Annotated in this window: 19 protein-coding genes; all 19 read right to left on the bottom strand. The window is 66.8% G+C overall.

The features are described from left to right. Positions 1–17 precede the first annotated feature (17 nt). Positions 18–515: a hypothetical protein gene (locus ACWDUD_RS13115; protein WP_248676091.1), complete on the bottom strand. Its 498-nt coding sequence runs from the start codon at positions 513–515 to the stop codon at positions 18–20. Between the two features lie 2 nt (positions 516–517). Continuing rightward, a complete protein-coding gene (locus ACWDUD_RS13110; RefSeq protein ID WP_248676090.1) occupies positions 518–1438 on the bottom strand; it encodes a hypothetical protein in 921 nt (306 codons plus the stop codon). Beyond that, positions 1429–3033: an AMP-binding protein gene (locus ACWDUD_RS13105; RefSeq protein ID WP_248676089.1), complete on the bottom strand. Its 1605-nt coding sequence runs from the start codon at positions 3031–3033 to the stop codon at positions 1429–1431. The genes ACWDUD_RS13110 and ACWDUD_RS13105 overlap by 10 nt, the downstream gene beginning before the upstream one ends. Positions 3034–3113: 80 nt before the next feature. Then, complete coding sequence (locus ACWDUD_RS13100; RefSeq protein WP_450109612.1) at positions 3114–4802, bottom strand: AMP-binding protein; 1689 nt, start codon at positions 4800–4802, stop codon at positions 3114–3116. Beyond that, positions 4803–5090 (bottom strand): acyl carrier protein, encoded by a 288-nt coding sequence (locus ACWDUD_RS13095; protein ID WP_450109611.1) that lies wholly within the window; start codon positions 5088–5090, stop codon positions 4803–4805. Next, positions 5087–6175 (bottom strand): NAD(P)/FAD-dependent oxidoreductase, encoded by a 1089-nt coding sequence (locus ACWDUD_RS13090; RefSeq protein ID WP_248676086.1) that lies wholly within the window; start codon positions 6173–6175, stop codon positions 5087–5089. The genes ACWDUD_RS13095 and ACWDUD_RS13090 overlap by 4 nt, the downstream gene beginning before the upstream one ends. Before the next feature lie 755 nt (positions 6176–6930). Then, on the bottom strand, positions 6931–10902 hold the full coding sequence (locus ACWDUD_RS13085; RefSeq protein WP_197250530.1) for a DNA-directed RNA polymerase subunit beta': 3972 nt from the start codon (positions 10900–10902) through the stop codon (positions 6931–6933). 129 nt (positions 10903–11031) lie between these two features. Further along, entirely contained in the window at positions 11032–14538 is a 3507-nt protein-coding gene (gene rpoB / locus ACWDUD_RS13080; RefSeq protein ID WP_197250531.1) for a DNA-directed RNA polymerase subunit beta, read from the bottom strand. Between the two features lie 363 nt (positions 14539–14901). After that, complete coding sequence (locus tag ACWDUD_RS13075; RefSeq protein ID WP_248676085.1) at positions 14902–15834, bottom strand: hypothetical protein; 933 nt, start codon at positions 15832–15834, stop codon at positions 14902–14904. A 39-nt stretch (positions 15835–15873) separates the two neighbouring features. Continuing rightward, entirely contained in the window at positions 15874–16497 is a 624-nt protein-coding gene (locus tag ACWDUD_RS13070; protein WP_248676097.1) for a hypothetical protein, read from the bottom strand. A gap of 66 nt (positions 16498–16563) precedes the next feature. Then, positions 16564–17811 carry an MCE family protein gene (locus ACWDUD_RS13065; protein WP_450109610.1) on the bottom strand — a complete coding sequence of 416 codons (1248 nt, stop codon included), beginning with the start codon at positions 17809–17811 and terminating at the stop codon, positions 16564–16566. Further along, the gene (locus ACWDUD_RS13060; protein ID WP_450109609.1) at positions 17808–19073 is read right to left on the bottom strand and encodes an MCE family protein; all 1266 of its coding nucleotides are present in this window, start codon (positions 19071–19073) and stop codon (positions 17808–17810) included. The genes ACWDUD_RS13065 and ACWDUD_RS13060 overlap by 4 nt, the downstream gene beginning before the upstream one ends. Positions 19074–19099: 26 nt before the next feature. Next, complete coding sequence (locus tag ACWDUD_RS13055) at positions 19100–20362, bottom strand: MCE family protein (RefSeq protein ID WP_197250535.1); 1263 nt, start codon at positions 20360–20362, stop codon at positions 19100–19102. Beyond that, entirely contained in the window at positions 20362–21360 is a 999-nt protein-coding gene (locus ACWDUD_RS13050) for an MCE family protein (RefSeq protein ID WP_450109608.1), read from the bottom strand. Before ACWDUD_RS13050 ends, ACWDUD_RS13055 begins: the two co-directional genes overlap by 1 nt. Continuing rightward, on the bottom strand, positions 21357–22436 hold the full coding sequence (locus ACWDUD_RS13045; protein WP_450109607.1) for an MCE family protein: 1080 nt from the start codon (positions 22434–22436) through the stop codon (positions 21357–21359). Before ACWDUD_RS13045 ends, ACWDUD_RS13050 begins: the two co-directional genes overlap by 4 nt. Next, entirely contained in the window at positions 22433–23788 is a 1356-nt protein-coding gene (locus ACWDUD_RS13040; protein ID WP_450109606.1) for an MCE family protein, read from the bottom strand. The genes ACWDUD_RS13045 and ACWDUD_RS13040 overlap by 4 nt, the downstream gene beginning before the upstream one ends. Then, positions 23785–24645, bottom strand: coding sequence for an MlaE family ABC transporter permease (locus tag ACWDUD_RS13035; RefSeq protein WP_450109605.1), 861 nt, complete (start codon positions 24643–24645; stop codon positions 23785–23787). Before ACWDUD_RS13035 ends, ACWDUD_RS13040 begins: the two co-directional genes overlap by 4 nt. A gap of 4 nt (positions 24646–24649) precedes the next feature. Further along, the gene (locus tag ACWDUD_RS13030) at positions 24650–25444 is read right to left on the bottom strand and encodes an MlaE family ABC transporter permease (protein ID WP_197250540.1); all 795 of its coding nucleotides are present in this window, start codon (positions 25442–25444) and stop codon (positions 24650–24652) included. A gap of 8 nt (positions 25445–25452) precedes the next feature. Beyond that, a partial coding sequence (locus ACWDUD_RS13025; RefSeq protein WP_450109604.1) for an ATP-binding cassette domain-containing protein occupies positions 25453–26211 on the bottom strand: 759 nt, incomplete at its 5' end.

The raw sequence follows: 26211 nt of genomic DNA, 5'->3' as shown, positions 1-26211 counted from the left end.
CTGCATTGCCCACCGGCTCAGCCCTTCGTCGCGAGCCAGCTCTCGAACGCGGGAAGGTCGGGAACGATCACCTCGGAGGTGGACAGCACCGCCAGGTTCTGCCGCATCTCGGTGATGCTGGCGACGACGCTGCCACCGCAGTGCGCGGCATACATCTCCATCGCGGTACCCATGCTCGGTACACCCCCAGGCAGGAATGCGACCAACAGATCGCACTCGGCCGCGTAGGCCGTCAATTCCCGGAACTTCTCCCGCAGCAGACCCACTTCGCTGTCGAGCTCCGCCTCGTCGACGACCTCCGTCTCGGCGAGCTTCTGATAGCCGACGGCCAACGGCATCCCGATCGACGCGATGAAACTCTGCATCGCCTGGTGCGGGTCGAAGCACTCGATGTCGGGATTGTAGGCACGCAGGATGTCACCGATTTCGTCTCGATAGCCCTGATCCCGGATCGCGAAGCCCGGAGTCGCGCCCTGCATGGTGCCGGCGACGAACACCGTCCGAAACTTGCTCATCGTCACTCACTCTCGAACGAATAGGGTTGGACGTCGCCGTCGGGATCGGCGACGCTCCGATAGATGTCGGCGGCGCACAGCAGGTGATCGACGATGTCGGCGGAACCGAGCCCCGTCGAGGCGGCCAGTTCATTCCACACCGGCGCTGCGGCCGGATCCGAGTGCGGGAAGGACACCCCCGCGCTGTCCCGCAGCCAGAGGTCGCCGGCCGAGAAGATCCGCCCTGCATAGCCGTGCAACGGAAGGATGACCTCACAGGTGTGTTCCAGCGAATCGTCCAGCGCCCGGATGGACAGGCTGGTCTGCTCGGGATCGGTCAGGATCGACGCCAGGAACTCCCGCGGCAGCGCCTCGACCCGAAGCCCGCCGTCGGGCCGGTCGAATGCGTCCTCCGAGCGCAACGTGAACAGCCTGGACAGCAGATATCTGCCCCGGGTGGGGCTGAACTTCGAATACTCCAGGCGAACGACCCAGCCGTCGCCGTAGGTCCGGTAGCGCGCGGTGAGCCGTCCCGGCCGGACCACTCCCCTGGAGTCCGTGCGCACCGGAGCCGCGGTCGAGACCACCCGCCCCGACCCCGCGCGTACAGTACGTGCCTCGATGTGGATCGGAGTCGTGTGCAGCAGGTAGGGATCGAGCAGGACGAGTCCGCCCTCGTACTCGAAGATCGCTGCCAGGTGCCGACCGTCCGGTATCAGACGAGCAGGAATACCCGTGCGTTCCTCGACCCGCCTCGCGACCTCCAGTGTCTGGAACACGCACGCCGCTCCGAGCCGCGGACTGCGTTCCCCGTCGCCGAAGAGGTCGACGAACTGCGCCGCACTGTTGTAGGGAACGGTGCGCAGGACCTCCCGGAGCTCACCTTCGAAAACCGCGAACACCTCGTCGACGAGGCCGTCCCTCGCGGTTGCCTCTAGGTCCACGTGCTCACTCCGTCACCGAGCTCGGTACCCACCAGCGACCGCCGGAGTGCGCCGCGGCGAACCTTCCAGGTCGAGGTCCGCGGGAGGTCCTCCCACGCGATCACCACCGGATCGGCCATCGCAGGCAGGCCCTTCGTCGCCGCCCGCCATTCCGCGTCGCTGATCGAACCCCCGTCCAGGCTCAGCACGGGCAGCGGCGCACTTCCCGAGACCCCCAGCACGATCACCTCGATCGCGTTGGGAATGCGGTCGAGCAGGATACTTTCGAGTTCGGTGCCGCTCAGCCCGGGAATCTCGTCGACCGCGCGATCCACGAACCTGACCCGGCCCAGCAGATCCTTGTATCCGAGATCGCCGGTGTTCCACCATTCTCCGGCGGACTTCAGTTCGTGCCGGTCCGTCTCGCCGAGATAGTCGATGCAACGGGATCGACTGCGCGACATGAGTATTCCGGTCCGCCCGCGCCTCACCGGTTCTCCCGTTTCCGGGTCGACGACCCGGGTCCGGATGAGCCAGGGCACCGACCACCCGACGTTGTTCGTCGAGGCGACACCCCGCCGGCGGACCATCGCCCGCGTATACAGCGCACCTGCGATCGGGCCCACCTCGCTCTGACCCCACGACTGCGCCCAGACGGGAAGACGCCGGCTGGACGCGTTCAGGAACGTCCGGACGGTCGACGGGTGCATCAGGTCGAAGGTGTTGAGGTAGAACCGCACGTGAGCGAACAGCTCGGGCCGCCTCTCCGCCAGGACCTTCCACCGCTGGTAGACGTTCGGTGTGGCCTCGACGGTCGTGGGCAGATGCTGCTCGAACACCTTCTCCACGGATTCGGGTTCGTACCGGCTCGCCACGACGACCTTCGCCGGAGCCCATTTGAGTTGCGCACCGATCCATGCGAGCGAGCGGGAGTGGGCGAACGAAATCGATACCAGGGTCGTGTCCGACCGGCGATTGACGATCACGGGGAACGGCGTCAGCTCGAGCCTGCTCGCGTAGTGGTTGGACGTCGCGGAGTGGACGACCAGCTTCGGCACCCCGGTCGTGCCGGACGTGTGGGTGATGAACATCGGCGCGTCGTCGGGGGCGGGGTCGGGCTTCGGAACGGGCTTTCCCCGTAGCGACTTCAGGTCCAGTTCGTCGGCGCGGGCGGGATCCGCGTCGCGCCCGAGCACGATCGTCGTGCCGTGTCCTCGCAGGTCCAGCCCGGCGGATGCGGCTCGTTCGAGGACGTCCGACGAGATGATCGAGACGACCGGCCGAATCCGATCGAGCAGTGCGGCATGGTGGTGCGGCGTGTCCGCGGCGGACACGAGCGCTGCGACCGCGCCGATCCGGGCCGCGGCCGCTGCCAGCACGATCATGTCGAAATGATTCGGTTTCACGACCGCCACGTGGTCGCCGCGGCCGACCCCCGCGGCGCGGAGCCAGCCCGAGGCTTCCGCGACGAGGTCGGCGAGCGCCCGGCCGTTGTAGAAGAGCGGCCCGTCCGGACCTTCGATATCGAGTGGACGATCGAGATGGACGGTCAGCTGCCTCGACCTGCCCGCATGCCATTCGAACATCAATCCCAAGTTCTTGGGTCGCTTGAGCATGTGTAACAACCACTTTCGCTCTAGATCACAGAGGATGCCCGCGCGCCCCATCGCGCGCGGGTGAAACAGAGGACGGGCAATCAGCGAACGCTGATGGATTCGATGATCTGGTGCGCGCCGCCGGAATGCTCGACGATCGATCGGCACTTGTGCCGCTGAATCTTGCCGGACGGCGTGCGGGGCAACGTGCGCCGCGGAACCAGGACAACCCTGTCCAGGACGAGCGCGCTTCTGCGCCTGCATGTGTGTGCGATCTCGCGCGCGATACCGGCGCCGTCGATGTTCGTCCCGCCCACCTCGGCAATGTAGACCAGCGTGCGATCGCCGGCGTGGGGTGTCGAGTCGATCAGCGCGGTGCTTCCGCTGCGCAGTCCTTCGATCGTGGCCTCGATCTCCGACTCGATGGCGTTCACGTATACGTTGCGCCCGCCGATACAGATCAGATCGTCCGCGCGGCCGACCGGGTACAGCTCACCGCCGTGCACGAAACCCAGATCACCGGTGTCGACGAATCCGTCGGCACCGAAGCGGGCGGCCGTGGCTTCCCGGTTCGAGTAGTAACCCGTCGCCGCCGACGGCGAACGGAACCTGATCGACGCCAATCGGCCGGCCCCTTCCGGCACGTCCAGCTCGACACCCGGCAGCGGCACCCCACAGCTGACGATCCGGCACGAGTTCTCGTCGCTCTCGGGCACGAACCGGACGTGTCCCTCCGCCAGCTCGAGCGCGTCGACACTGCAGTATCCGGGTTCGCGATCGTTCGCGGACGCGGTCACCACCAGCGTTCCTTCCGCGAGGCCGTACGCGGGCCGTACCGCGTCCGCCCGGAGCCCGTACGGACCCAGGCATTCCTGCACGTCGGCCACGACCTCCCAGCTGATCCGTTCCGCGCCCACCATGAGGCACCTGAGGGAAGCGAGGTCGCCCGGCAACGGCTTCTTCCGGATGTGCATGACCTGTGCCGCGACGTGCAGAGCCGTCGGCGATGCCGAGGTGTACGTCGCGCGATAGTGGGCGAGATCTTCCAGCCAGGTGCGGGGCGACAAGCGGAATCGTGCCGTCGTCGAGTAGTAGCCCTCGCCGTCGTTCCACAGTCCGCTCATCAGACCGCCGAAGAACCCCATGTCGTGCGAGAACGGCGCCCAGTTCACACCGACCGTGCCGGGCCCGAAGTCGACCATCTCGGCGATCATGTCCAGCTGGTGTGCGATGGCCGAAGCACTGAGCACACAGCCCTTCGGATTGCCGGTGCTCCCGGACGAGAACTGGATGAACGCCGGGTCGTGGAGACCGGGAAAGTCCGGTTCCGATGCGATTGCGACCTGCTCCGATCCCAGAGCCTCGAAGCTGCGCACCACCGACGCCACGCCGGCCGACTGCCGGATGTCCGCAAGCGCCCGGTCGCTGCAGAGAAGGAGGGGCGGACGGATCCGATCGACGATGGATTCGATCTGGGTGCAGTAGCTTTCGGCGTCGGTGCCGACCACCCGTTCGGGTAGGGACGCAACGGCGGCGCCCAGATACCAGCAGCCCAGCAGCGACCTCACGGCGGCGGCGGAGTTGTCGAGCACGATGGCCACGACGTCGCCCTTCCGAACCCCGTCCGAGGCGAGTTCTCCCGCCACCCTCCTTGCCTCGGCGACGAGATCCGCGCGCGAATAGGGCGCATATTGGCGCCCCTCCCAGAAATTCAGACCGGTCCGATAATCGGTTGCGGTGACAAATATTCGCGTCCAGAAATTGTCCGGCGCTTCGTTTCGCGGATTCAATTAGGTGACTTCCCTTGCCTGTTCCGTCGCAGACCACCGGGGTGCCTGCTGTTCGAGAAGGTCGGCGAGTTCGCCGACCGTGACGACATCGTCGACCAGATAGAGGTCGAAGTCCGAGCCGAGTTCGTCCTCCAATTCCATGAGAAGGTCGCCGAACTGCAGGCTCGTCAAACCCAGGTCGTCCAGTCGCGTTTCCGCCGTGATCTCGAATTCGTCCGGAACGACGTCCCCCAGACGCTCCCTTATCCGATCCTCCAGGTGGCCGACAGTGATGAGACCCCCACTCAAATTCGACCCTTTCTCCATACATAGATTGCGGTTCGTGATCCGAATTTCGCGTACCGGCTGACGATCTCCTTCGTCACGCCTGCGAAGAATCCGGAGAAATACAGATTCCGTGGGCTGTCGTCGGATCGCACCAGCTGCATGAGTGCATTCATCCCACCCAGGCCGACAGCCTGGCCGACGTAACCCATCGAGTACGGCGCGAGATCCTTCCCGCGGGAGATCCGCTGCAGATTGTCGGCCGTGTGCGCGCCCTGCGGTGATGCCGTCGCACAGGACGGACGTGCGCCGGGAACTGCCGCACAGTCCCCCACGACGAAGACGTTGGGCGATCCCTCGCTCCGCAGGAACCGATCGACCAGCGCCCGGCCCCGTTCGTCTACGGCGAGGCCACTCTGCGCCACGAAGTCCGACACACCGGAGATCACGGCCCACAACGTCACGTCCGTCTCGAACGCGGAACCCGATGCGAGACGAACGACGTCACGCCCCTGCCCCTGGGAGATGCCGACGATCCGGTCCGCCAGGATTTCGACACCGGCCTTCTCCAGCGACTTCCGCACCTTTCGGCGAGCGCCCTCGGACAGGCCTGCCGCGAACTCGTCGGCGACGAGCCGCACCTTCAGCCCCTTGCGGGAACGTGCGATCTCGGACGCGGTTTCGATGCCCGTCAGTCCCCCACCGACGACAACGGCGTCGCCGCCGTCCTGCAGACCCGCGAGCCGCGCTTCCGCGATACGGGCACCTTCCCAGGTCCCGACAGGAATCGACCCGGGAATCGGATGGACCGATCCGCCGGTGGCAATGACGGCGTAGTCGAATCCCAGCTGCTCGCCGTCGGCGAGGACGACCTGGTTGCCCCCGATCTTCACGGCGCTTCCGAGACGGAACGCAATCCCCTTGCGCAGCATCGACGACAGTGGCGTCGCGGCGCCACCGGTGCCGGCGGTCTGCTGGTGCAGGCGAACCCGCTCCACGAACTCCGGACGATCGTTCACAATGGTGATCTCGGCATCGGGAACCTTCTTCGCCAGCCGATTCGCGGCAATCGTTCCCGCATATCCGGCGCCCACGACGACGACACGCATACAACTTCTCCTTATTTTTCATCCGCGCAGGATTCGATACCGCACTGCAATTACAGTGCGGCAGACAGAGAATGTGCAGTTCGTTTCGAGATATGCCGACGCATCGTTTTCCGCCGGCCACACACGTCACGCGAGCCGGCCGATACCGCGTCGATCGAAACTTCAGAAATAACTCGAATTACGAAAAGCGAGAATTCGACGAACGTCGAGAAACCGATCCGCGGGAATTCGCGGACCGGCCTGATGTCGAAACCGAAAGCTGCTCGAGCAGCTGAATGCGATAAGTCACCGTGCCCCCAAGGTGTATCGAATTTCGCCGACCCCTCCCGATCGACTTTCACAGGCTAGCACGGGCGTTCCGCATAGCACAATTAATACCCGATGGGGCCGTATTCGTTTACAAATATGCGGATCCAGTCAAAGAAACTGTCTATGGGCTCGAAGTTGTCGATCCGGAACCCACTCACCGGGGTTGATAATCGAAATTTCGACCATCTCGGGATTTACGTTCCGGGATCTCGCCGCCGGGCCCGAAGCCGGGGCCTGCGAGCGGCGCAGGCAGTGCCTGCGATCCAGGATCGGAATCTGTTGCAGCACAATCGAATCGAAAGCGTCGTCATCGCGGTACGGCCCGCCCGAGGAGACTTCGTGCAGGAGTCCGTCCACGGATGGGGTGCGGCGTCCCGTACGCCGAATACACGAAGGTCCCGCCCCCGAAGAGAAAGGGGCGGGACCTGCGTGTCTACGGTAGTTGCCTACCGGTAGTCGCTCGAGTAACCGTAGTCGTCGAGCGGGACCGCGGCGCCGGTGTTCTGGCCGAAGCCCTCCGGCGAGTAGTACTGGTCGTCGTAGGCCGGGATGGCGTACGCGGCCGCGCGGGCCTCCTCGGTCGGCTGGACCTGGATGTTCCGGTACCGGTTGATGCCGGTGCCGGCCGGGATCAGCTTACCGATGATCACGTTCTCCTTGAGACCGATCAGCTTGTCCGAGCGGCAGTTGATCGCCGCGTCGGTCAGCACGCGAGTGGTCTCCTGGAACGACGCCGCCGACAGCCACGAATCGGTGGCCAGCGACGCCTTCGTGATACCCATGAGCACGGGGCGACCGGCAGCGGGCTCGCCGCCCTCGGCCACGACCCGGCGGTTCGATGCCTCGAACTCGCTCCGCTCGACCAGCGAACCGGGCAGGAACTCCGTCGCGCCCGAATCGATGATCGTCACGCGGCGCAGCATCTGGCGCACGATGACCTCGATGTGCTTGTCGTGGATCGACACACCCTGGCTCCGGTACACCTCCTGGACCTCGTTGACGAGGTGGATCTGCACCTGGCGGGGACCCATCACACGCAGCACCTCGTGCGGATCGGCAGCACCCTCGAGGAGCTGCTGACCGACCTCCACGTAGTCACCGTCGGCGAGAACACCTTCGGTGCCGTTCGCCTTGCGGATGACGTGCAGGCGCTGACGCTTCGACAGCTTGTCGTACACGACCTCGTCGCCACCGTCGTCCGGCACGATCGTGATCTTGTAGAAGCGGTCGTCGTCCTCGAGCCGGATGCGGCCGGAGACGTCGGCGATCGGGGCCTTGCCCTTCGGGACGCGGGCCTCGAACAGCTCCTGGACTCGCGGCAGACCGCCGGTGATGTCCTCACCGACGCCACCCTGGTGGAAGGTACGCATCGTCAGCTGCGTACCCGGCTCACCGATCGACTGCGCGGCGACGATACCGACGGCCTCGCCGATGTCGACGAGCTTGCCGGTCGCCATCGAGCGGCCGTAGCAGGTGGCGCAGACACCGGTGCCGGTGTCGCAGGTCAGCACCGAACGGACGCGGACCTTCTGGATACCGGCCTCGAGCAGCGCCTCGATGGCCGGATCGCCCAGGTCGGAACCGCGCTCGACGATCACGTTGCCGTTCGCGTCGACCGCATCGGAGGCGAGCGTACGGGCGTACGTGCTCGTCTCGATGTGGGCGTCGCGGACCAGCTTGCCGGTCTCGTTGCCCTCGGCGTCGCGCTCCGGCTCCGCGATGGTCATCTCGATGCCGCGCGGCGTGCCGCAGTCGACCTCGCGAACGATGACGTCCTGCGAGACGTCCACCAGACGACGGGTCAGGTAACCCGAGTCGGCGGTACGCAGAGCGGTATCGGCCAGACCCTTACGGGCACCGTGCGTGTTGATGAAGTACTCGAGAACGGTCAGGCCCTCACGGAACGAGGACTTGATCGGACGCGGGATGAACTCGCCCTTCGGGTTCGTCACCAGACCCTTCATGCCCGCGAGCGAGCGGATCTGGGTCATGTTGCCCGCAGCACCGGACTTGACGATCGTCGGGATCGGGTTGTCGTCCGGGTAGTGCGCCTCCATGGCCTGACCGACCTCTTCGGTCGCTTCCTGCCACAGCTTCACCAGCGAGTCGCGACGCTCCTCCTTGGAGAGAGCACCACGCGCGAACTTGCGCTCGAGCTGATCGGCCTGCGCCTCGTACCGCTCGAGGATCTCCTTCTTCTCCGGCGGAACGAGCACGTCCGCCATCGAGACGGTCACACCCGAACGGGTCGCCCAGTAGAAGCCGGCGTCCTTGAGCTTGTCGACGGTCTGCGCGACGACGATCATCGGGTAGCGCTCGGCGAGATCGTTGATGATCGCGGCCTGACGCTTCTTCGGCATGATGTCGTTGACGAAGCCGTAGTTGACGGGCAGCAGCTCGTTGAACAGCACGCGACCGAGGGTCGTGTGCGCGGTCCACGCGTCGCCGTACCGCCAGCCCTCGGGGAACAGCTCGTTCTCGATCTCGCGCGGCGGACGCTGCTGCGTCAGACGCACCTTGATCGGGGCCTGCACCGACAGCGCACCGCGGTCGACGGCCATGATGGCCTCGGCCGGGGACGAGTACACGCCCTGCTCCGGCTGATCGGCGGTGGCCGGGGCGTACGCGCCGACGGCGTCCTCGACGAGACGGGTCAGGTGGAACAGACCCGTGACCATGTCCAGACGCGGCATGGCGAGCGGACGACCCGATGCCGGCGACAGGATGTTGTTCGAGGACAGCATCAGGATGCGGGCCTCGGCCTGCGCCTCCGCGGACAGCGGCAGGTGCACGGCCATCTGGTCACCGTCGAAGTCGGCGTTGAAGGCCTCACACACGAGCGGGTGCAGCTGGATCGCCTTGCCCTCGACGAGCTGCGGCTCGAACGCCTGGATGCCGAGGCGGTGCAGCGTCGGTGCACGGTTCAGCAGCACCGGGTGCTCGTTGATGACCTCTTCGAGGACGTCCCACACCTGCGGGCGCTGACGCTCGACCATGCGCTTGGCGGACTTGATGTTCTGCGCGTGGTTCAGGTCGACCAGACGCTTCATCACGAACGGCTTGAACAGCTCGAGCGCCATCAGCTTCGGCAGACCGCACTGGTGCAGCTTGAGCTGCGGGCCGACGACGATGACCGAACGGCCCGAGTAGTCGACACGCTTGCCGAGCAGGTTCTGACGGAAACGACCCTGCTTGCCCTTGAGCAGATCGGACAGCGACTTGAGCGGGCGGTTGCCCGGACCGGTCACCGGCCGGCCGCGACGACCGTTGTCGAACAGCGCGTCGACGGACTCCTGCAGCATCCGCTTCTCGTTGTTGACGATGATCTCGGGCGCGCCGAGGTCGATCAGTCGCTTGAGGCGGTTGTTGCGGTTGATGACACGGCGGTACAGGTCGTTCAGGTCGGAGGTCGCGAAGCGGCCACCGTCGAGCTGAACCATCGGGCGCAGCTCCGGCGGGATCACCGGAACGGCGTCGAGAACCATGCCCATCGGCGAGTTGCCGGACTGCTGGAACGCCGCGACGACCTTCAGTCGCTTCAGCGCACGCAGCTTCTTCTGGCCCTTGCCGCTGCGGATGATCTCGCGCAGCTGCTCGGCCTCTGCGTCGATGTCGAAGGTCTCGATGAGCTTCTGGATGGCCTCGGCACCCATCGCGCCGGTGAAGTACTCACCGTAGCGATCCTGCAGCTCGCGGTAGATCAGCTCGTCGACGATGAGCTGCTTCGGAGCCAGCTTGGTGAAGGTGTTCCAGATCTCGTCGAGACGGTCCAGCTCGCGCTGGGCGCGGTCGCGGAGCTGACGCATCTCGCGCTCGCCCCCGTCCTTGACCTTGCGGCGGACGTCGGACTTGGCGCCCTCGGCCTCCAGCTCGGCCAGATCGGCCTCGAGCTTCTGCGCGCGGGCCTCGAGGTCGGCGTCGCGCTGGTCGGCGACGGTCTTCTTCTCGACCTCCATCTCGGCCTCGAGGGTCGAGAGCTCGTTGTGGCGGAGCTCGTCGTCGACCGAGGTGATGACGTAGGCGGCGAAGTAGATGATCTTCTCGAGATCCTTCGGCGCCAGATCGAGGAGGTAGCCGAGGCGGCTCGGCACGCCCTTGAAGTACCAGATGTGGGTGACGGGTGCGGCCAGTTCGATGTGGCCCATCCGCTCACGGCGGACCTTCGCGCGGGTCACCTCGACGCCGCAGCGCTCGCAGATGATGCCCTTGAAGCGGACGCGCTTGTACTTACCGCAGTAGCACTCCCAGTCCCGGGTGGGGCCGAAGATCTTCTCGCAGAAGAGTCCGTCCTTCTCGGGCTTGAGCGTGCGGTAGTTGATGGTCTCCGGCTTCTTGACCTCGCCGTACGACCAGTTGCGGATGTCCTCTGCGGTGGCCAGGCCGATGCGGAGTTCATCGAAGAAGTTGACGTCGAGCACGTAACTTCCTTTCCCCTGTGCGGGTTGTGTTGCTGCTAGTTGTCGCTATCGCTGCCGGGCCCCCGGGGAGGCGCGAAGGATGCGGCGTCGTCGTTGCCGTCCATACGCGCCTCCTCCGGGGTCGGCTTCCTAGTTCGCGAGGTCGTCGACCGTGGCCGACTCGTTGCGGGAAAGGTTGATGCCCAGGTTGGCCGCTGCCCGCTCCAGGTCCTCGTCGTCGCCGTCGGCCATCGCGATGGCCGCGCCGTCGCTCGAGAGCACCTCGACGTTCAGGCAGAGCGACTGGAGCTCCTTCAGGAGAACCTTGAAGGACTCGGGGATACCCGGCTCCGGGATGTTCTCGCCCTTGACGATCGCCTCGTACACCTTCACGCGGCCGACGACGTCGTCCGACTTGATGGTGAGGAGCTCCTGCAGCGTGTACGCCGCACCGTAGGCCTGCATGGCCCAGCACTCCATCTCACCGAAGCGCTGGCCACCGAACTGGGCCTTACCGCCGAGCGGCTGCTGGGTGATCATCGAGTACGGACCGGTCGACCGAGCGTGGATCTTGTCGTCGACGAGGTGGTGCAGCTTGATGATGTACATGTAGCCGACCGACACCGGGTACGGGAACGGCTCGCCGGAACGACCGTCGAACAGCGTCGCCTTGCCGTCCTCACCGACCATGACCTCACCGTCGCGGTTCGGCAGGGTCGAGGCCAGCAGACCGCTGAGCTCGTCCTCGCGCGCACCGTCGAACACCGGGGTCGCGATGTTGGTGTTCGGCTCCGCCGACAGCATCTCGTCGGACAGGTTCTGCGCCCACTCGGGACGGCTGCCGTCCTCCGCGACCTGAATGTTCCAGCCGGCCTTGCCGATCCAGCCGAGATGCGTCTCGAGGATCTGGCCGATGTTCATACGACGCGGAACACCGTGGGTGTTGAGGATGATGTCGACCGGGGTGCCGTCGGGCAGGAACGGCATGTCCTCCTGCGGGAGGATCTTGCCGATGACGCCCTTGTTGCCGTGGCGGCCGGCGAGCTTGTCGCCGTCCTGGATCTTGCGCTTCTGCGCCACGTACACGCGGACGAGCTCGTTGACGCCCGGAGGCAGATCGTCGTCGTCCTCGCGGGAGAACACGCGCACGCCGATGACCTTGCCGGTCTCGCCGTGGGGCACCTTCAGCGACGTGTCGCGGACCTCGCGGGCCTTCTCGCCGAAGATCGCGCGCAGCAGCCGCTCCTCGGGGGTCAGCTCGGTCTCACCCTTCGGGGTGACCTTGCCGACGAGGATGTCGCCGTCGCGGACCTCGGCACCGATGCGGACGATGCCGCGCTCGTCCAGGTCGGCGAGGACCTCGTCCGAGACGTTCGGGATGTCGCGGGTGATCTCCTCGGCACCGAGCTTGGTGTCGCGGGCGTCGATCTCGTGCTCCTCGATGTGGATCGAGGTGAGCACGTCCTCCTCCACGAGGCGCTGCGACAGGATGATCGCGTCCTCGTAGTTGTGGCCTTCCCACGGCATGATCGCCACGAGCAGGTTCTTGCCGAGCGCCATCTCACCGTTCTGGGTGCAGGGACCGTCGGCGAGGACCTGGCCGGCCTCGACGCGCTGACCCTCGTCCACGATCGGACGCTGGTTCGAGCAGGTGCCCTGGTTGGAACGGTCGAACTTGCGCAGACGGTAGGTCTTGCGGGTGCCGTCGTCGGCCATCACGGTGATGAAGTCGGCGGACACCTCCTCGACCACACCGGTCTTCTCGGTGACGATGACGTCGCCGGCGTCGACGGCGGCACGCAGTTCCATGCCGGTACCGACGACCGGAGCCTCGCTGCGCACCAGCGGCACGGCCTGACGCTGCATGTTCGCACCCATGAGGGCACGGTTGGCGTCGTCGTGCTCGAGGAACGGGATCATCGCGGTCGCGACCGACACCATCTGACGCGGCGAAACGTCCATGAAGTCGACTTCGGCGGCTGGGATGTACTCGATCTCGCCGCCCTTCTTACGGACGAGAACGCGATCCTCGGTGAACCGGCCGTCGGGACCGATCGGCGAGTTGGCCTGCGCCACGACGTGGCGGTCCTCCTCGTCGGCGGTCAGGTAGACGACCTCGTCGGTGACGACGCCGTTCTCGACCTTGCGGTACGGGGTCTCGATGAAACCGAACGGGTTGACCCGCGCGTACACCGACAGCGAGCCGATCAGGCCGATGTTCGGGCCTTCCGGGGTCTCGATCGGGCACATGCGGCCGTAGTGCGACGAGTGGACGTCGCGGACCTCGAGGCCGGCGCGCTCACGGGACAGACCGCCGGGGCCCAGCGCGGACAGGCGGCGCTTGTGGGTCAGGCCCGAGAGCGGGTTGTTCTGGTCCATGAACTGCGACAGCTGGGAGGTTCCGAAGAACTCCTTGATCGCGGCCACGACGGGACGGATGTTGATCAGCGTCTGCGGCGTGATCGCCTCGACGTCCTGCGTGGTCATACGCTCGCGCACCACGCGCTCCATGCGGGACAGGCCGACACGGATCTGGTTCTGGATGAGCTCGCCGACCGTGCGCAGACGACGGTTGCCGAAGTGGTCGATGTCGTCGACCTCGACCGGGACCTCGACGCCGTCGGGGGCGGTCATCACGGTTTCACCGGCGTGCAGGCGCACCAGGTACTCGATCGTGGCGACGATGTCTTCCTCGGTGAGGGTGGACGCCGCGATCGGCTGGCCGCTGTTCAGGCCCAGCTTCTTGTTGATCTTGTAACGTCCCACGCGCGCCAGGTCGTAGCGCTTGTCCTTGAAGAAGAGGTTCTCCAGCAGGGTCTGCGCGGACTCCTTGGTCGGCGGCTCGCCCGGACGCAGCTTGCGGTAGATGTCGAGCAGCGCCTCGTCGGTGCCGGCCGTGTTGTCCTTCTCCAGCGTGGACATCATGATCTCGGAGAAACCGAAGCGCTGGACGATCTGCTCGTTCGTCCAGCCCAGGGCCTTGAGCAGCACGGTGACCGGCTGGCGGCGCTTGCGGTCGATGCGGACGCCGACGGTGTCGCGCTTGTCGACGTCGAACTCGAGCCATGCACCGCGGCCCGGGATCACCTTGACGCTGTGCAGGTCCTTCTCGGTGCTCTTGTCGACGTTCCGGTCGAAGTAGACGCCAGGGGACCGCACCAGCTGCGACACGACGACGCGCTCGGTGCCGTTGATGATGAAGGTGCCCTTGTCGGTCATCATCGGGAAGTCACCCATGAAGACCGTCTGGCTCTTGATCTCGCCGGTGTTGTTGTTGATGAACTCGGCCGTGACGAACAGCGGAGCCGCGTACGTCATGTCCTTGTCCTTGCACTCCTCGACGGAGGCCTTGACCTCGTCGAAGCGCGGGTCGGAGAAGGACAGGGACATCGAACCCGAGAAGTCCTCGATCGGCGAGAGCTCTGCGAGGATCTCCTCGAGGCCGCCGACAACAGGCCCGTCACCACGTTCGGCAGCCTTCGCGCGCCAGCGCTCGGAGCCGATCAACCATTCGAAGGAATCTGTCTGTAGATCGAGGAGCCCGGGGACCTCGAGCGGCTCGCGAATCTTCGCGAACGAGACTCTCTTCGGGGCTCCGGGGATTCCGGCAACTGCCTTGGTCTGGCTAGAGACTGCCAAGATGCGTCCTTCCAGCACCTCACGCGGGCCGCTCCAACCGGTGCGACCGCCGCTGTACCTGCTTCTTCAGTGGGGCGTTTCGGCTGGTCACAACCCGAACGACAGCCCCATCACGAAGACCGGCGGCGGGCACCCCACGAGGGGGCACTTCCGGCTTTGCGAACGAGGTTTGGACAGGAGGCAGCCAGCGCAAAGTCCTAACCTACACCGAAAAACGGCAGATGTCCAACAGGGGTGCCTGAAGCAAGCCCCTCTCCGGAACTCGGACTTTCTCGCGAGTTCGCGCGGGCGTACCGATAGAGTGACCGCTACCGCTCTCCGCGTCAAGAGATCGTTTCGCCGGGACCGCGCCGACCGCAGCGAAACAGCCCCCGACCGGGGTCACCTGTCGGTCAGTTCCGAGACCAGCCAGCGTCCGTCGATCCGCTCCATCCGCACCCGCAGCGGCGCCGCCGCGCTGCCCTGGGCGATCCCGTCGCCCGTCGCGCTGACGTTGATGTATGCCGCCACCTCCGCACGCGAATCGTCGAGCATGGACACCCCGATGTGCGTGACGTCGACCTGCGTGACCGTGTGCGTCTGCACCGCGGCCTGCTTCGTCACCTCCGCGGTCCGGTCGAACTGTTCCTGCATCTCCGGCGTCAGCACCTTGCGGATCGCCGCGAAGTTGTCGTCGATCGTCTCGTAGTTGTAGCCGTGCATCGTCTCGATGGCCTCGGTGGCGGCGCGCTCGACCTGTGCGGTCGCGGCCGTGTCGACCCACGCCCGGTTCTCGACCCTCGCACCGGGCTGGAACGCGGCGACCACCGCGAACACGCCCAGGGCGACCGCGGCGCCGCCGAGGAGCAGCAGCGGACGCGTGCCGGCCCGTGCCGTGGGCTCCGTCCCGGCGGCATCCTCCGGAGCGACCTCCCGGCCGGGCTCCGGCTCGGCGGGCACGGCAGCAGCCTCGGCAGTCCCGGTGCTCTCGGCAGACTCAGTGCTCTCGGCAGACTCAGTGGCCTCGGCAGACTCAGTGCTCTCGGCAGACTCAGGGGTCTCGGCAGACTCAGGGGTCTCGACGGCCTCGGCTGCGGTCTCCGGCTCGGATTTCTTGGACAGCTCCACCGCCGCGCCCTCGGGCGTGCCGGCTTCGACGACCGATTCCCCGACCTCGGGCTTCGGCGCGCTCGTGTCCTGCCCGGGAGCCGCCGGCCGCGCAGTCGGAGCCGTCGGCCGGGCGGCGCCGGCAGGGCCCTGCGCGCGGCCGGTTCCGGCGATCTTCGGACGTCGGCGCGGCCCACCGGTTCCCGGATTGCGTCGTTGCGGCGGCACTACACACACTCCTCGAGTTGCTCGGTCACCGTCGGTCCCCTACTGCCCGGGCGCCGGTCCGGCCGGGGCCGTCGGCTCGGCGGGCAGCGGAGTTTCGGGCAGGGGCGTTCCGGCGGGCGGCGCGGCCGGTTCTGCGGGAGCCGGAGCGGCCTCCGGATTCGCACCGGACTCGAGCTCCACCGAACCGAGCGGCTGGATCGTCTCCGCCTTCCAGATGTCCCCGTCCTTACGGACGGCGACCTCGACCGACACCTTGTTCTTCACGAAGTTCGTGGGCGTCGTCGTGGTCACCGACAACACCACGAGCGCACGCGCGGTGTCGTCGTCGGTGTTCAGCTCCGTCAGCGACCCGAACAGAACATCGGCCGCCATCCCGGTGCCGGTGGCCGCGACCTGGTCGCGGATCTGCTGTTCGGTGGCGTTCAGATCGTTCACCAGCGCATCACCGGTGATCGACGACCGCATGTTGTCGAGCGATCGGTCGACGTCGTCCGCATCGACACTGTTCAGATTGATCGCCGCCTGCATCGCACCGGACAGCGCCGCGTCCCTCGCGTCGGCCGTGGGCCGCTCGACGAACAACGCCCGCCCCCAGCCGACACCGAACCAGATCGCGGCCGCCAGCGCGACCAGCGCGACGACGCCGACGACCGCGAGCCCCACCGTGCGGAACCTGTCGCCTACCGGTCGGGTTGTGGTCTCCTCGCTCACTCCAACAACCTACTCACTTCACTTCGGGGTGACCCCGAGCAGCGGTGCCAGCTGCGTCGCGATCGGGTTCAGGTTCAACTTGTCCGGGTCCTTCTTCGGGATGAAGTCCCACGGCTGGAGGGTCAGCGGGTCGGCGAACACGATCCGGTTGGCGCTGCGCACGCCGGTGACGCTGCCCTGCGGCACTTCGCACGACGCGTTCGTGTTGAACGGGAAGTCCTGCTGCGTGTCGTCGAAGTTCGGGTTCTGCCGGTGCATCTCGTCGAGGATCTCGTAGGTGCCCTCGTATCCGATCGTGCAGGACGGCGGGTTGTTCGTCTCGAGGACGATGCCCTGCCGGACCGCGCCGTCGCCCGGTGCGACCGTCGAGGAGCTGCCGGCCACCGCGGGCAGGAACGCCAGGAGCGGCTGCAGCGCGATCGCCTGGGGCGCGAGCTTGTCGCCGAGCAGTGCCAGGTTGGTGAGATCGGTCGTCAGACCCGGACCGCTGTCCGCGACCAGCTGGGTCAGCTGCTCGCTGGCGGCCTGTCCCGTCTCGATGAGACGCCGGATGTCCGGGTCGCTTTCGCGCAATTGCGCCGTGACCAGGTCCAGATCGGAACTGAACTGCTGAATCGCCGACGACTGCACCGACTGCGTGTTCAGCACGGTCTCGCTGTCCCGGACGAGAGTGACCGTCTGCGGCAGATAGTCCACTCCGGCCGCGCTGAGCTCGGCCAGCGAGTCGACGAGCACCTGCAGATCGTCACCGCGACCGTCGAACGCGTCGCCGAGTTCCGTGACGACGGTGTGCAAGGCATCCACCGGGACCGAACGCACCAGGTCGTTCGTGCTCACCAGCAGGTCCTCGACCGGGATCGGAACGGCGGTCCGGTCCTGTTCGATGACCGACCCATCCACCAGGAACGGGCCTTCGGCGGTATCGGGCCGCAGGTCGACGTACTGCTCACCGATCGCGGAACGGTTCGCCACGACCGCGCGTGCCGACGCCGGGATGTCCGGGCCGCCGTTGTCGAGCTTCAGCTCGACGTTGAGGCCGTCCTCGGTGAGCGACAGTTCGCCGACCCGGCCGACCGGGACACCACGGTAGGTGACCTCCGCGTTCTTGAACACCCCACCGGACGTCGCGAACTGCGCGTTCACCGTGTACTGCCCGAAGCCCAGCAGGTTGTCGAGACGGACGTACCGGGCGCCGACGAACAGCACCCCGAGCACCGCGATCACCACGAACACCGCGAGCTGCGCCTTGACCAGGCGTGATCTCATTCGCCACCCCCGATGCCCAGCTGGTTCATCAGACCCTCCAGGGGATTGGCCGGCGGAGCTCCGGCGCCCGCGGGACCGGCGAGACCCGTAGGGAGACCCGGCACCGCCTCGGGCAGGGTGGGCGTCGGCAGGATCGGCAGCAGCGACACCGTCGGCCATCCCGGCCGCGGGCCGTTGCCGTCGACGTACGGGTTGGACGGATCGACCAGCGGCTTGGGGTTACCGAACTTGGGCTCCCGGTAGACCGGCTCGCCCTGTCCGACACCGAGGGCCGCGAGCGCGTCCCCGATCTGCAGATCGACGATGAGGAACAGGTTCACCGAGCTGCCGAGCGCGATCTTCTCCACCCCGTCCGGGAACGGCACGGTCGGGATGAACGGCAACGCCTCGACCAGGTCGTCTCCGGAGATCGCGAGCTGCTGCAGAGTCGGGCGCAATGCCAGCAGGTCGGCGATCAGATCGTCCTTCGACTGTTCGAGCACATCGGTTCCGACCGTGCCGAGCCGATCGAGCTGCGTGAGCAGTTCGACGAGCTGCGGGCGTTGCTGCTCGAGGACCTCCGTCGCGACCGGAAGCTCATCGAGAATCCCGGCGATCCGGTCGGTCTGCGCGGCCACGTTCGAGCTCAGCGTGTCCAGGCCGTCCAGCGCACGCGTGATGTCGTTCTTCTGCTGTTCGAGTCCGGCGATCAGCAGATCCGCCTGTTCGAGCAGGCTGCGCGTGGTTCCCTCGCGCCCGTCGAACGCGGTCGACAGCTCCTTGACCACCGGCGCGAGCTGTCCCACACCGCCGCCGTTGAGCAGCAGCGACAGCGCGCCCAGCACCGGTTCGATCTCGGTCGCGGCGCGGGTCCGCTCGACGGGGATCGAATCGCCGTCGGCCAGCCTCTGCGTCGACGGGTCCGTCGGGGGCGAGCTCAGCTGGACGAACTTCTCGCCGAGGATGCTGGTCTGCTCGACCTCCGCGAGCGCATTCGCCGGCAGATCCACCGAGGACTGGACCACGACGTCCACATCCGCCGTCCAGCCGTCCGGGGCGACGGAGATCGATTCGACGCGACCGACCGGCACCCCGTCCACCTTCACCGCGGACTGCGGCACGAGGTCCAGCACGTCCTCGAACGCGATGGTCAGGTGCATCGGGTCACTTCCGACGTCGGGGCCACCGGGCAGCGGAATATCGGAACCCCCGCCGCAGCCCGACACCGTCACCGCCACGACACACAGCCCCGCGGCGAGGGCGACCGCACGTCCCGATCCCACCGAGGGGATCCCCGATTTCGAGTGCCTCACCGATCACCCCCCTCTCCGCCGAGCTGCAGTCGCGGCGATTCGACGCCGGGCACCGTGCCCGGAACCACCTGCCGCTGGATGTTCTCGCCGCTCAGGATGCCGAACGGCAGGATCAGATCCGGCGACCTCTGGTCCGCGGTCACCTGCGCCATGATGTCGCCGCATCGGTCGATGAGCGGCTGCATCTGTCGTCCGAGCCGTTCGAAGCGTTCGTCGCCCGGCACCAGCTTTCCGAGGTCGATCAGCTTGCACACGGCGGCGTTCGGATCCTGGAGGTCGGTGAGCACGAGTCGCGACGACAATGCCCCGGCCTCCGCGTCGTACGAGTTGACGAGGTTGCTCACCGCCAGCGGCAGCAGGGTCAGCGAGTTGACCAGCGAATCCCGGCGATCCGCGAGCGTCTGCGTGATCGGCACGAGCGCGTCGACGTTGTCCTTCAGGATCGCCTGGTTGTCCTGCACGAACGTCGCGACGTCGCCCAGCGTCACCGACAGCTGGTTCAGGGCCTGACCGAGATCCTCCCGCTCCCCCGCGAGGAATCCGGACAGCTCGGCGAGCTGGCTGTTGAAGACCCGTACCTGCTCGTCGTTCGCGGCGAGAGCGCTCACGAACACCTGCAGGTTCTCGACGGTGCCGAACAGGTCGTCACGCGAGGAGTTCAGGGTGCGGGTCGCCGCGGACAGCTGATCGATACTGCGGCCGAGCGCTTCCCCGTTGCCGGCGAGGTTCTCCGCGCCGACCTCGACGAACTGCGACAGCGCGCCTTCCTTGTTCGCGCCCTCCGGTCCCAGCGCGCGCGACAGCTCGTCGATGGTGGCGTAGAGCTCGTCGACCTCGACGGGCGTGGCCGTGCGTTCACGCGGGATCACCGCGCCGCTCTGCATCGTCTCGCCGCCCGTATAGGCGGGAGCGAGCTGCACGTACCGGTCGGCAACGACCGACGGCGTGATCTGCGCGGCCCGCGCGTCGGCCGGGATGTCCACACCGCGGTTCACGCGCATACGGACCTGCACGAGATCGCCCTGCGGCTCGACCGACAGGACCTTGCCGACCTCGACACCCAGCACCCGGACGTCGGAGCCTTCGTAGATGCCGACGGCCTTGTCGAAGTACGCGGTGATCTCGGTCGTGCCGACACGTTGGTAGGCGTACCAGCCGCCGGCGACGAGCGCTGCCACCAGTGCCGCGGCGAGCGCGACGAGCACTGCCGTGCGTCCGTTCCCGCGCGTGGAGTCGTCCCCGTTCTCGGCGTGCGCCATCAGTTACCCCCTTCCAGCGTGCGGCCCGGTTCGCGGTAGCCCGGAATGTCCGGCAGCCCCGGCGGGGTGAGGTTCACGACGACCTGGTCGAACCAGCGGCCGTTGCCGACGACGTTCGTGTACAGGCGCACGAAGGGTTCGTACAGCTCGAAGGCACGATCGAGATTGTCGTTGTTGTCCTGCAGGATCTGCACGACACCGCGGAGCTGTTCGAGTGCGGGACCGAACTGCTCCTCGTTCTCCCGGACGAGACCGCTCAGCTCGGTCGACATCCGCTGCGTGCCGTCGAGCAGCTGCGAAATCGCCTCCCGGCGGTTGTTGAGCTCCGCGACCAGCAGCGCACCGTCGCTGATGAGCCGGTTGAACTCGACATTGCGGTCGGCGAGGATCTGCGAGGTCTGCGCGGTCGCGTCGAGCAGCTTCTTCAGCTCCTGGTCGCGGCTCGCGATCGTCTCCGAGATCCGGCTCACCCCGTCGAGCGCGGCCCGCACGTCGTCGGGTGTCTCGGAGAACGCATCGGACAGGGCAGCGAATCCGGCGGCGAGCTGTTCGGAGTCGATGTCACCGAGGGTGGTCGCTGCGGACGAGAACGCCTCGATCACGTCGTACGGCGCCACCGTGCGCTCGAGCGGAATCACGTCCGACGGATTCAGCACCTCGGTTCCGCGCGGATCGAGCGCGAGGTACTTCTGGCCGAGGATCGTCTTGATCTGGATCGAGGCCGACGTGTCGTCGCCGATCCACGCGTCCTTGACGTTGAACTCGACGACGACCCGGTCACCCTCGAGCTCGACCGCGGTGACCTGGCCGACCTTGACGCCGGCGATGCGCACCTCGTTGGTGGGCTTGAGGCCTGCCGCCTCACTGAACTCGGCCTTGTAGGTGGCGCCGGCACCGATGATCGGCAGCGAGTCCAGGAAGAACGCGGACAGCGTGGCCAGCAGGACCACCAGAATGCCCAGGGCACCGGCCGCTGCCGGACTGCGACGTCTACTCATCGTCCCTGCAACTCCTGCATTCCGTCCTGCGTGCACCGTTTCGCGGCATTGGTGTAGATCGGCTGGTTCACCGTGGGCAGCCCGGTGGGCAGATTCAGATACGGGACCGAGCCCGGACCGGCGATGACGTCGATGCCGCACAGATAGAACTGGAACCACGAGCCGTAACTCGCGACCCGGCCGAGCTTCTCGAGCTTGACGGGCAGCGTCTCCAGAACCTGGTCGACGGCGCCGCTGTTGGCGTTCAGGGTGCCGGCGAGCTGGTTCACCGCGGTGATCGACTGTGTGATCGCCGGGCGGGTCGGTTCGAGCACGTCGGCGACCGCGTCCGTCAGACCGGCGAGGGACTGCACCGCGGATCCGACCGTCTCACGATCCGCGGCCAGGCCGCTGACCAGCGCCTGGGTGTTCACGAGCAGCGCATCGAGCTCGTCGTCCCGCTCGTTGACGGTGGTCAGCACCGTGTTGAGGTTGTCGATGACCGCGCCGATGACCGCGTCCTTGTCGGCGATCGTGTTGGTCAGCGACGCGGTGCTGCGCACCAGGTCGTCGACGGTTCCCGATTCGCCCTGGAACACCTGGACGATCTGGTACGACAGCTTGTTGACGTCCTCCGCGGACAGGGTCTGGAACAGGGGCCGGAAACCGTTGAACAGCGTGGTGAGGTTCACCGCGGGCTTGGTCCGCTCGAGCGGGATCGTCTCGCCCGGATTCAGCTTCTGTCCCTGTGCACCCTCGCCCTGCCCGAGCGCGATGTACCGCTGGCCGACGAGGTTGCGGTATCGGATCGTCGCGGTGGTGGATGCGGGCAGGTAGTCGCGGTCCTCGACGGTGAACGTCACTTCGGCGTTGCGCTCGTCGACGATCGAGATGTCCTCCACCTGCCCGACCCGTACGCCCGCGATGCGGATCTCGTCACCCTTGTTGAGCGAGGTGACGTCGGAGAAGATGGCGTGGTATTTCTCGCCCCCACCGCCGCCGAGGCTGGCGATGGTCGCGGCGAGGATGCCCGTCGCGACGACCGTGACGACCGCGAAGACGATCAGTTTGATCAGAGGTGCTGCCAGTCCCCTCATTCGAAGCTCACCTCCGTTCCCCGCATCGCCGGCGCGCCGAGCCGGGTGGTCCACCGCGGCACGTCACCGGGTTCGAGACCGGTCGCGGCCCCGTAGATCACGTCGAGCGTTTCCTGTTCGGCCGCCGAGCCCGTGTAGGACACCGGAACGGTGCCGATGATCACGCCGACGTCGTCCGGAACCCCGGAACCCTCGGGGGCCGGGAAGAACGGGATCGTCTCGGGCCCGGGGTTGCGGGACGGCACCTGGTAGGAGCCGTCGTTGATCGAGCCGCCCGGGTACTGCGGGAACTTCCTGCCGGGCGCGGTGACGTTGTCGTAGCAGGCCGGTCCCCGGTCGTCGAGCAGCCGGGGTTCGTCCTGGTTCGGCAGGTAGCGGCCCTTCGGATTCGTGAACTGGACGCTTGCGCGCACACCGGGGAAGGGATCGTCCACCGCGAGCACACCCGCGGCGGCCGGCGCGGCATCGGCGAAACCCTTCAGCATGCACGGGAACGACGGCGAGTACCGGGCCAGCAGCTGCAACGCCTCCTTCGAGTCCGCGGAAATGCTGATGATCGACGCCGCGTTGGTCTCCAGCAGGCCCGCGGTGTCGGACGATGCACCGGTCGCGGACACCAGCAGGGCCGCGATCTGGTTCTCCTGCTCGACCACGGTGTTTCCGGTGGTTCGCAGGTTGTTGAACGCGTTCACCAGGTCCGGTGCCGCCTCCGCGTAGGTCTGCGAGAAGTCCGCGAGTCCGCGCAGGTCCTCCTGCAGGGCCGGCAGTTCGACTCCGACCTCGCGGAAGATCTGCTCGAGATGTCCGACCGTGCGACCCAGGGTCTCGCCGCGACCGCTGAGGCCCTGCGCGAGCGCACCGAGCGTGCTCGCCAGGTCCTCCGGCGGGATGGCCTGCAGGAGCGGGAGGACCCCGTCGAGAACTTCACCGAGTTCGACGGTCCGCGCGCTGGTGTCCTGCACCAGGACGTCGCCGGCGGCGAGCGGACGGGCCGGGTCTTCGGGCAGCAGCAGGGCGACGTAACGCTCACCGAACAGCGTCTTCGGCAGCAGCTGGGCCGTCGAATTGGCCGGAATCAGTTCCGCCTTGTCCGGGTCGATCGCCAGGTGCGCGGTGACCTGACCGTCCTCGACCGAGGTCGAGCGCACCTCGCCGACGATCATGCCGCGGACCTTGACGTCGGCATTGTGCGGAAGCGCGTTGCCCACGCTGTCGGTCAGCAGGTCGACCTCGACGACCTTCTTGAAGGCCTTGTTGTACATCGCGATGGTGCCGGCCAGGAACAACGCCAGGACCAGGAAGAACACCAGTCCCAGCACGCGGCGGCGGAGCGTCGAGGGTGTCTCGATCATCCGGCCACCCTCACCGTCGTCGTCGTGCCCCAGATCGCGAGGCTGAGGAAGAAGTCGAGAACGGCGATGGTGACGATGGCGGTGCGGACCGCCCGGCCCACCGCGACGCCCACACCCGCCGGGCCACCGCTGGCGTGGAAGCCGTAGTAGCAGTGGATGAGGATCAGCACGAACGCGAAGATCAGCACCTTCGCGAACGAATAGAGCACGTCCTCCGGTGGCAGGAACAGATAGAAGTAGTGGTCGTACGAGCCGGAGGACTGACCGTTGAACAACGTGCTGATCACGCGGGTCGCGAGATACGCGGCGAGCAGGCCGATGATGTACAGCGGGATGACGGCGACGAATCCGGCGATCATGCGGGAGGTGACCAGGAACGGCACCGACGGCACCGCCATCACCTCGAGCGCATCGATCTCCTCGCTGATGCGCATGGCGCCCAGCTGCGCGGTGAAGCCGCAGCCCACGGTCGCGGACAGCGCGAGCGCCGCCACGATCGGCGCGATCTCACGGGTGTTGACGTAGGCCGACAGGAAGCCGGTCAGCACCGACGATCCGAGCTGTTCGAGCGCGGCGTAACCCTGCAGGCCGACGACGACGCCGGTGAAGCCGGACATCATCGCGATGACGCCGATGGTGCCGCCGATGACGGCGAGCGCACCGCTGCCGAAGGTGACCTCGGCGAGCAGCCGCAGCACCTCCTTGCGGTAGTGCGTGATCGTCTTCGGAGTCCACGCGACCGCCCGCGCATAGAACGACATCTGGTCGCCTGCGCGATCCAGGACGTTCAACGGTGCGCGCAGCACCCTCCTGCCCCGGAGCAGGAAGAGATCTCCGCGGCCCTTTGCAATCGTCATCGCTTCAGGATCCCTTCGCAGGCACGATCTGCAGGTACACCATCGTCAGGATCAGGTTCGCGAAGAACAGCAGCAGGAACGTGATGACGACGGTCTGGTTCACGGCTTCACCGACGCCCTTCGGGCCGGCCCCGGGATTCAGGCCCTTGTAGGCGGCGACGACTCCGGCGATGAGACCGAAGACCGCCGCCTTGAGTTCGGCGACGTACAGGTCGGGTAACTGGGCGAGCGCCGAGAACGACGCCAGATACGCGCCCGGGGTGCCGCCCTGCAGGATGACGTTGAAGAAGTAGCCGCCGGCGATGCCGACGACCGAGACGAGTCCGTTGAGCAGCAGCGCCACCAGGATCATCGCCAGGACACGCGGGACGACGAGCCGCTGGACCGGATCGATGCCCAGCACCCTCATGGCGTCGATCTCCTCGCGGATCGTGCGCGACCCGAGGTCGGCGGTGACGGCGGATCCGGCCGCGCCGGCGATCAGCAGGGCGGTCACGATCGGACTGCCCTGCTGGATCACCGCGAGCACGCTGGCGGCACCGGTGAACGATTCGGCACCGAGCTGCTTGATGAGCGAGCCGGTCTGCAGGGACACGACGGCCCCGAACGGGATGGCGACCAGGGCGGTCGGCAGGATCGTGACGCTCGCGATGAACCACGCCTGCTCGATGAACTCCCGGAACTGGAACGGGCGGCGGAAGGTGTTCCGCACGACGTCGACGAACAGTTCGACGATGTTCCCGGCTTGAGTGAGTGCACCGTGTACCGGACGCACGAGCGAACTACTGCCGACCCCCATCTGGTTTCCTACTTCTGGCCGTACTGCTGATCGAATTCCTCGCGATAGACGGGGATCACCTGCGTGTCGTCGTCACGGCCGTCGTAGCCTGCGGGTACCGCTGCCGCGACGTGCGCGGCTTCTTCCTGGTCGTAGCTCTCGAGGATGGCGGCCTGAGCGCTCTCCGGGAGGGTGTGCAGGATCTGCCGCACCCGCTCGTGACGGCGCGCCACGGCCTTGCGTTCGGGCATGCCCGGCGTGGCCTGCATCTGCGGCACGATGCCCTCGACGTCGTCGACACCACCGGCATGATGCCCCGCGTCGACGAGCGCCTGCTCGTGCGCCATCTGCGCCTCGTCCTTCTCCTCCGACATCCCGATCGGCCCGATCATCGTGCCGTTGAGGAACTGCTTGACCACCGGCTCGTCCGAGGTCAGCAGCACCTCACGCGGACCGAACATCACCAGTTCCCGACGGAACAACATGCCGATGTTGTCCGGCACCGTGCGCGCCAGATTGATGTTGTGCGAGACGATCAGGATCGTCGCGTCGATCTCGGCGTTGATGTCGATCAACGTCTGCGAGATGTACGTCGTGCGCACCGGATCCAGACCCGAGTCCGGCTCGTCGACCAGGATGATCTGCGGATCGAGCACCAGCGCCCGGGCCAGGCCGGCACGCTTGCGCATACCCCCGGAGATCTCACCGGGCAGCTTGTCCTCGGCCCCGAGCAGACCGACCAGCTCGAGCTTGTCCATCACGATCTTGCGGATGTCGGACTCGGACTT

It is taken from the genome of Rhodococcus sp. NPDC003382 (assembly GCF_053589135.1).
Note: the sequence above shows the minus strand (reverse complement) of the source record. Positions and strands in the feature narration are given on the sequence as shown.

Excerpts from the sequence above, each read along its gene's own strand:
- ACWDUD_RS13115 (WP_248676091.1), bottom strand. The coding sequence starts at position 515 with ATGAGCAAGTTTCGGACGGTGTTCGTCGCCGGCACCATGCAGGGCGCG.
- ACWDUD_RS13105 (WP_248676089.1), bottom strand. The coding sequence starts at position 3,033 with ATGCTCAAGCGACCCAAGAACTTGGGATTGATGTTCGAATGGCATGCG.
- ACWDUD_RS13090 (WP_248676086.1), bottom strand. The coding sequence starts at position 6,175 with ATGCGTGTCGTCGTCGTGGGCGCCGGATATGCGGGAACGATTGCCGCG.
- ACWDUD_RS13065 (WP_450109610.1), bottom strand. The coding sequence starts at position 17,811 with ATGAGATCACGCCTGGTCAAGGCGCAGCTCGCGGTGTTCGTGGTGATC.
- ACWDUD_RS13055 (WP_197250535.1), bottom strand. The coding sequence starts at position 20,362 with ATGGCGCACGCCGAGAACGGGGACGACTCCACGCGCGGGAACGGACGC.
- ACWDUD_RS13050 (WP_450109608.1), bottom strand. The coding sequence starts at position 21,360 with ATGAGTAGACGTCGCAGTCCGGCAGCGGCCGGTGCCCTGGGCATTCTG.
- ACWDUD_RS13045 (WP_450109607.1), bottom strand. The coding sequence starts at position 22,436 with ATGAGGGGACTGGCAGCACCTCTGATCAAACTGATCGTCTTCGCGGTC.
- ACWDUD_RS13040 (WP_450109606.1), bottom strand. The coding sequence starts at position 23,788 with ATGATCGAGACACCCTCGACGCTCCGCCGCCGCGTGCTGGGACTGGTG.
- ACWDUD_RS13035 (WP_450109605.1), bottom strand. The coding sequence starts at position 24,645 with ATGACGATTGCAAAGGGCCGCGGAGATCTCTTCCTGCTCCGGGGCAGG.
- ACWDUD_RS13030 (WP_197250540.1), bottom strand. The coding sequence starts at position 25,444 with ATGGGGGTCGGCAGTAGTTCGCTCGTGCGTCCGGTACACGGTGCACTC.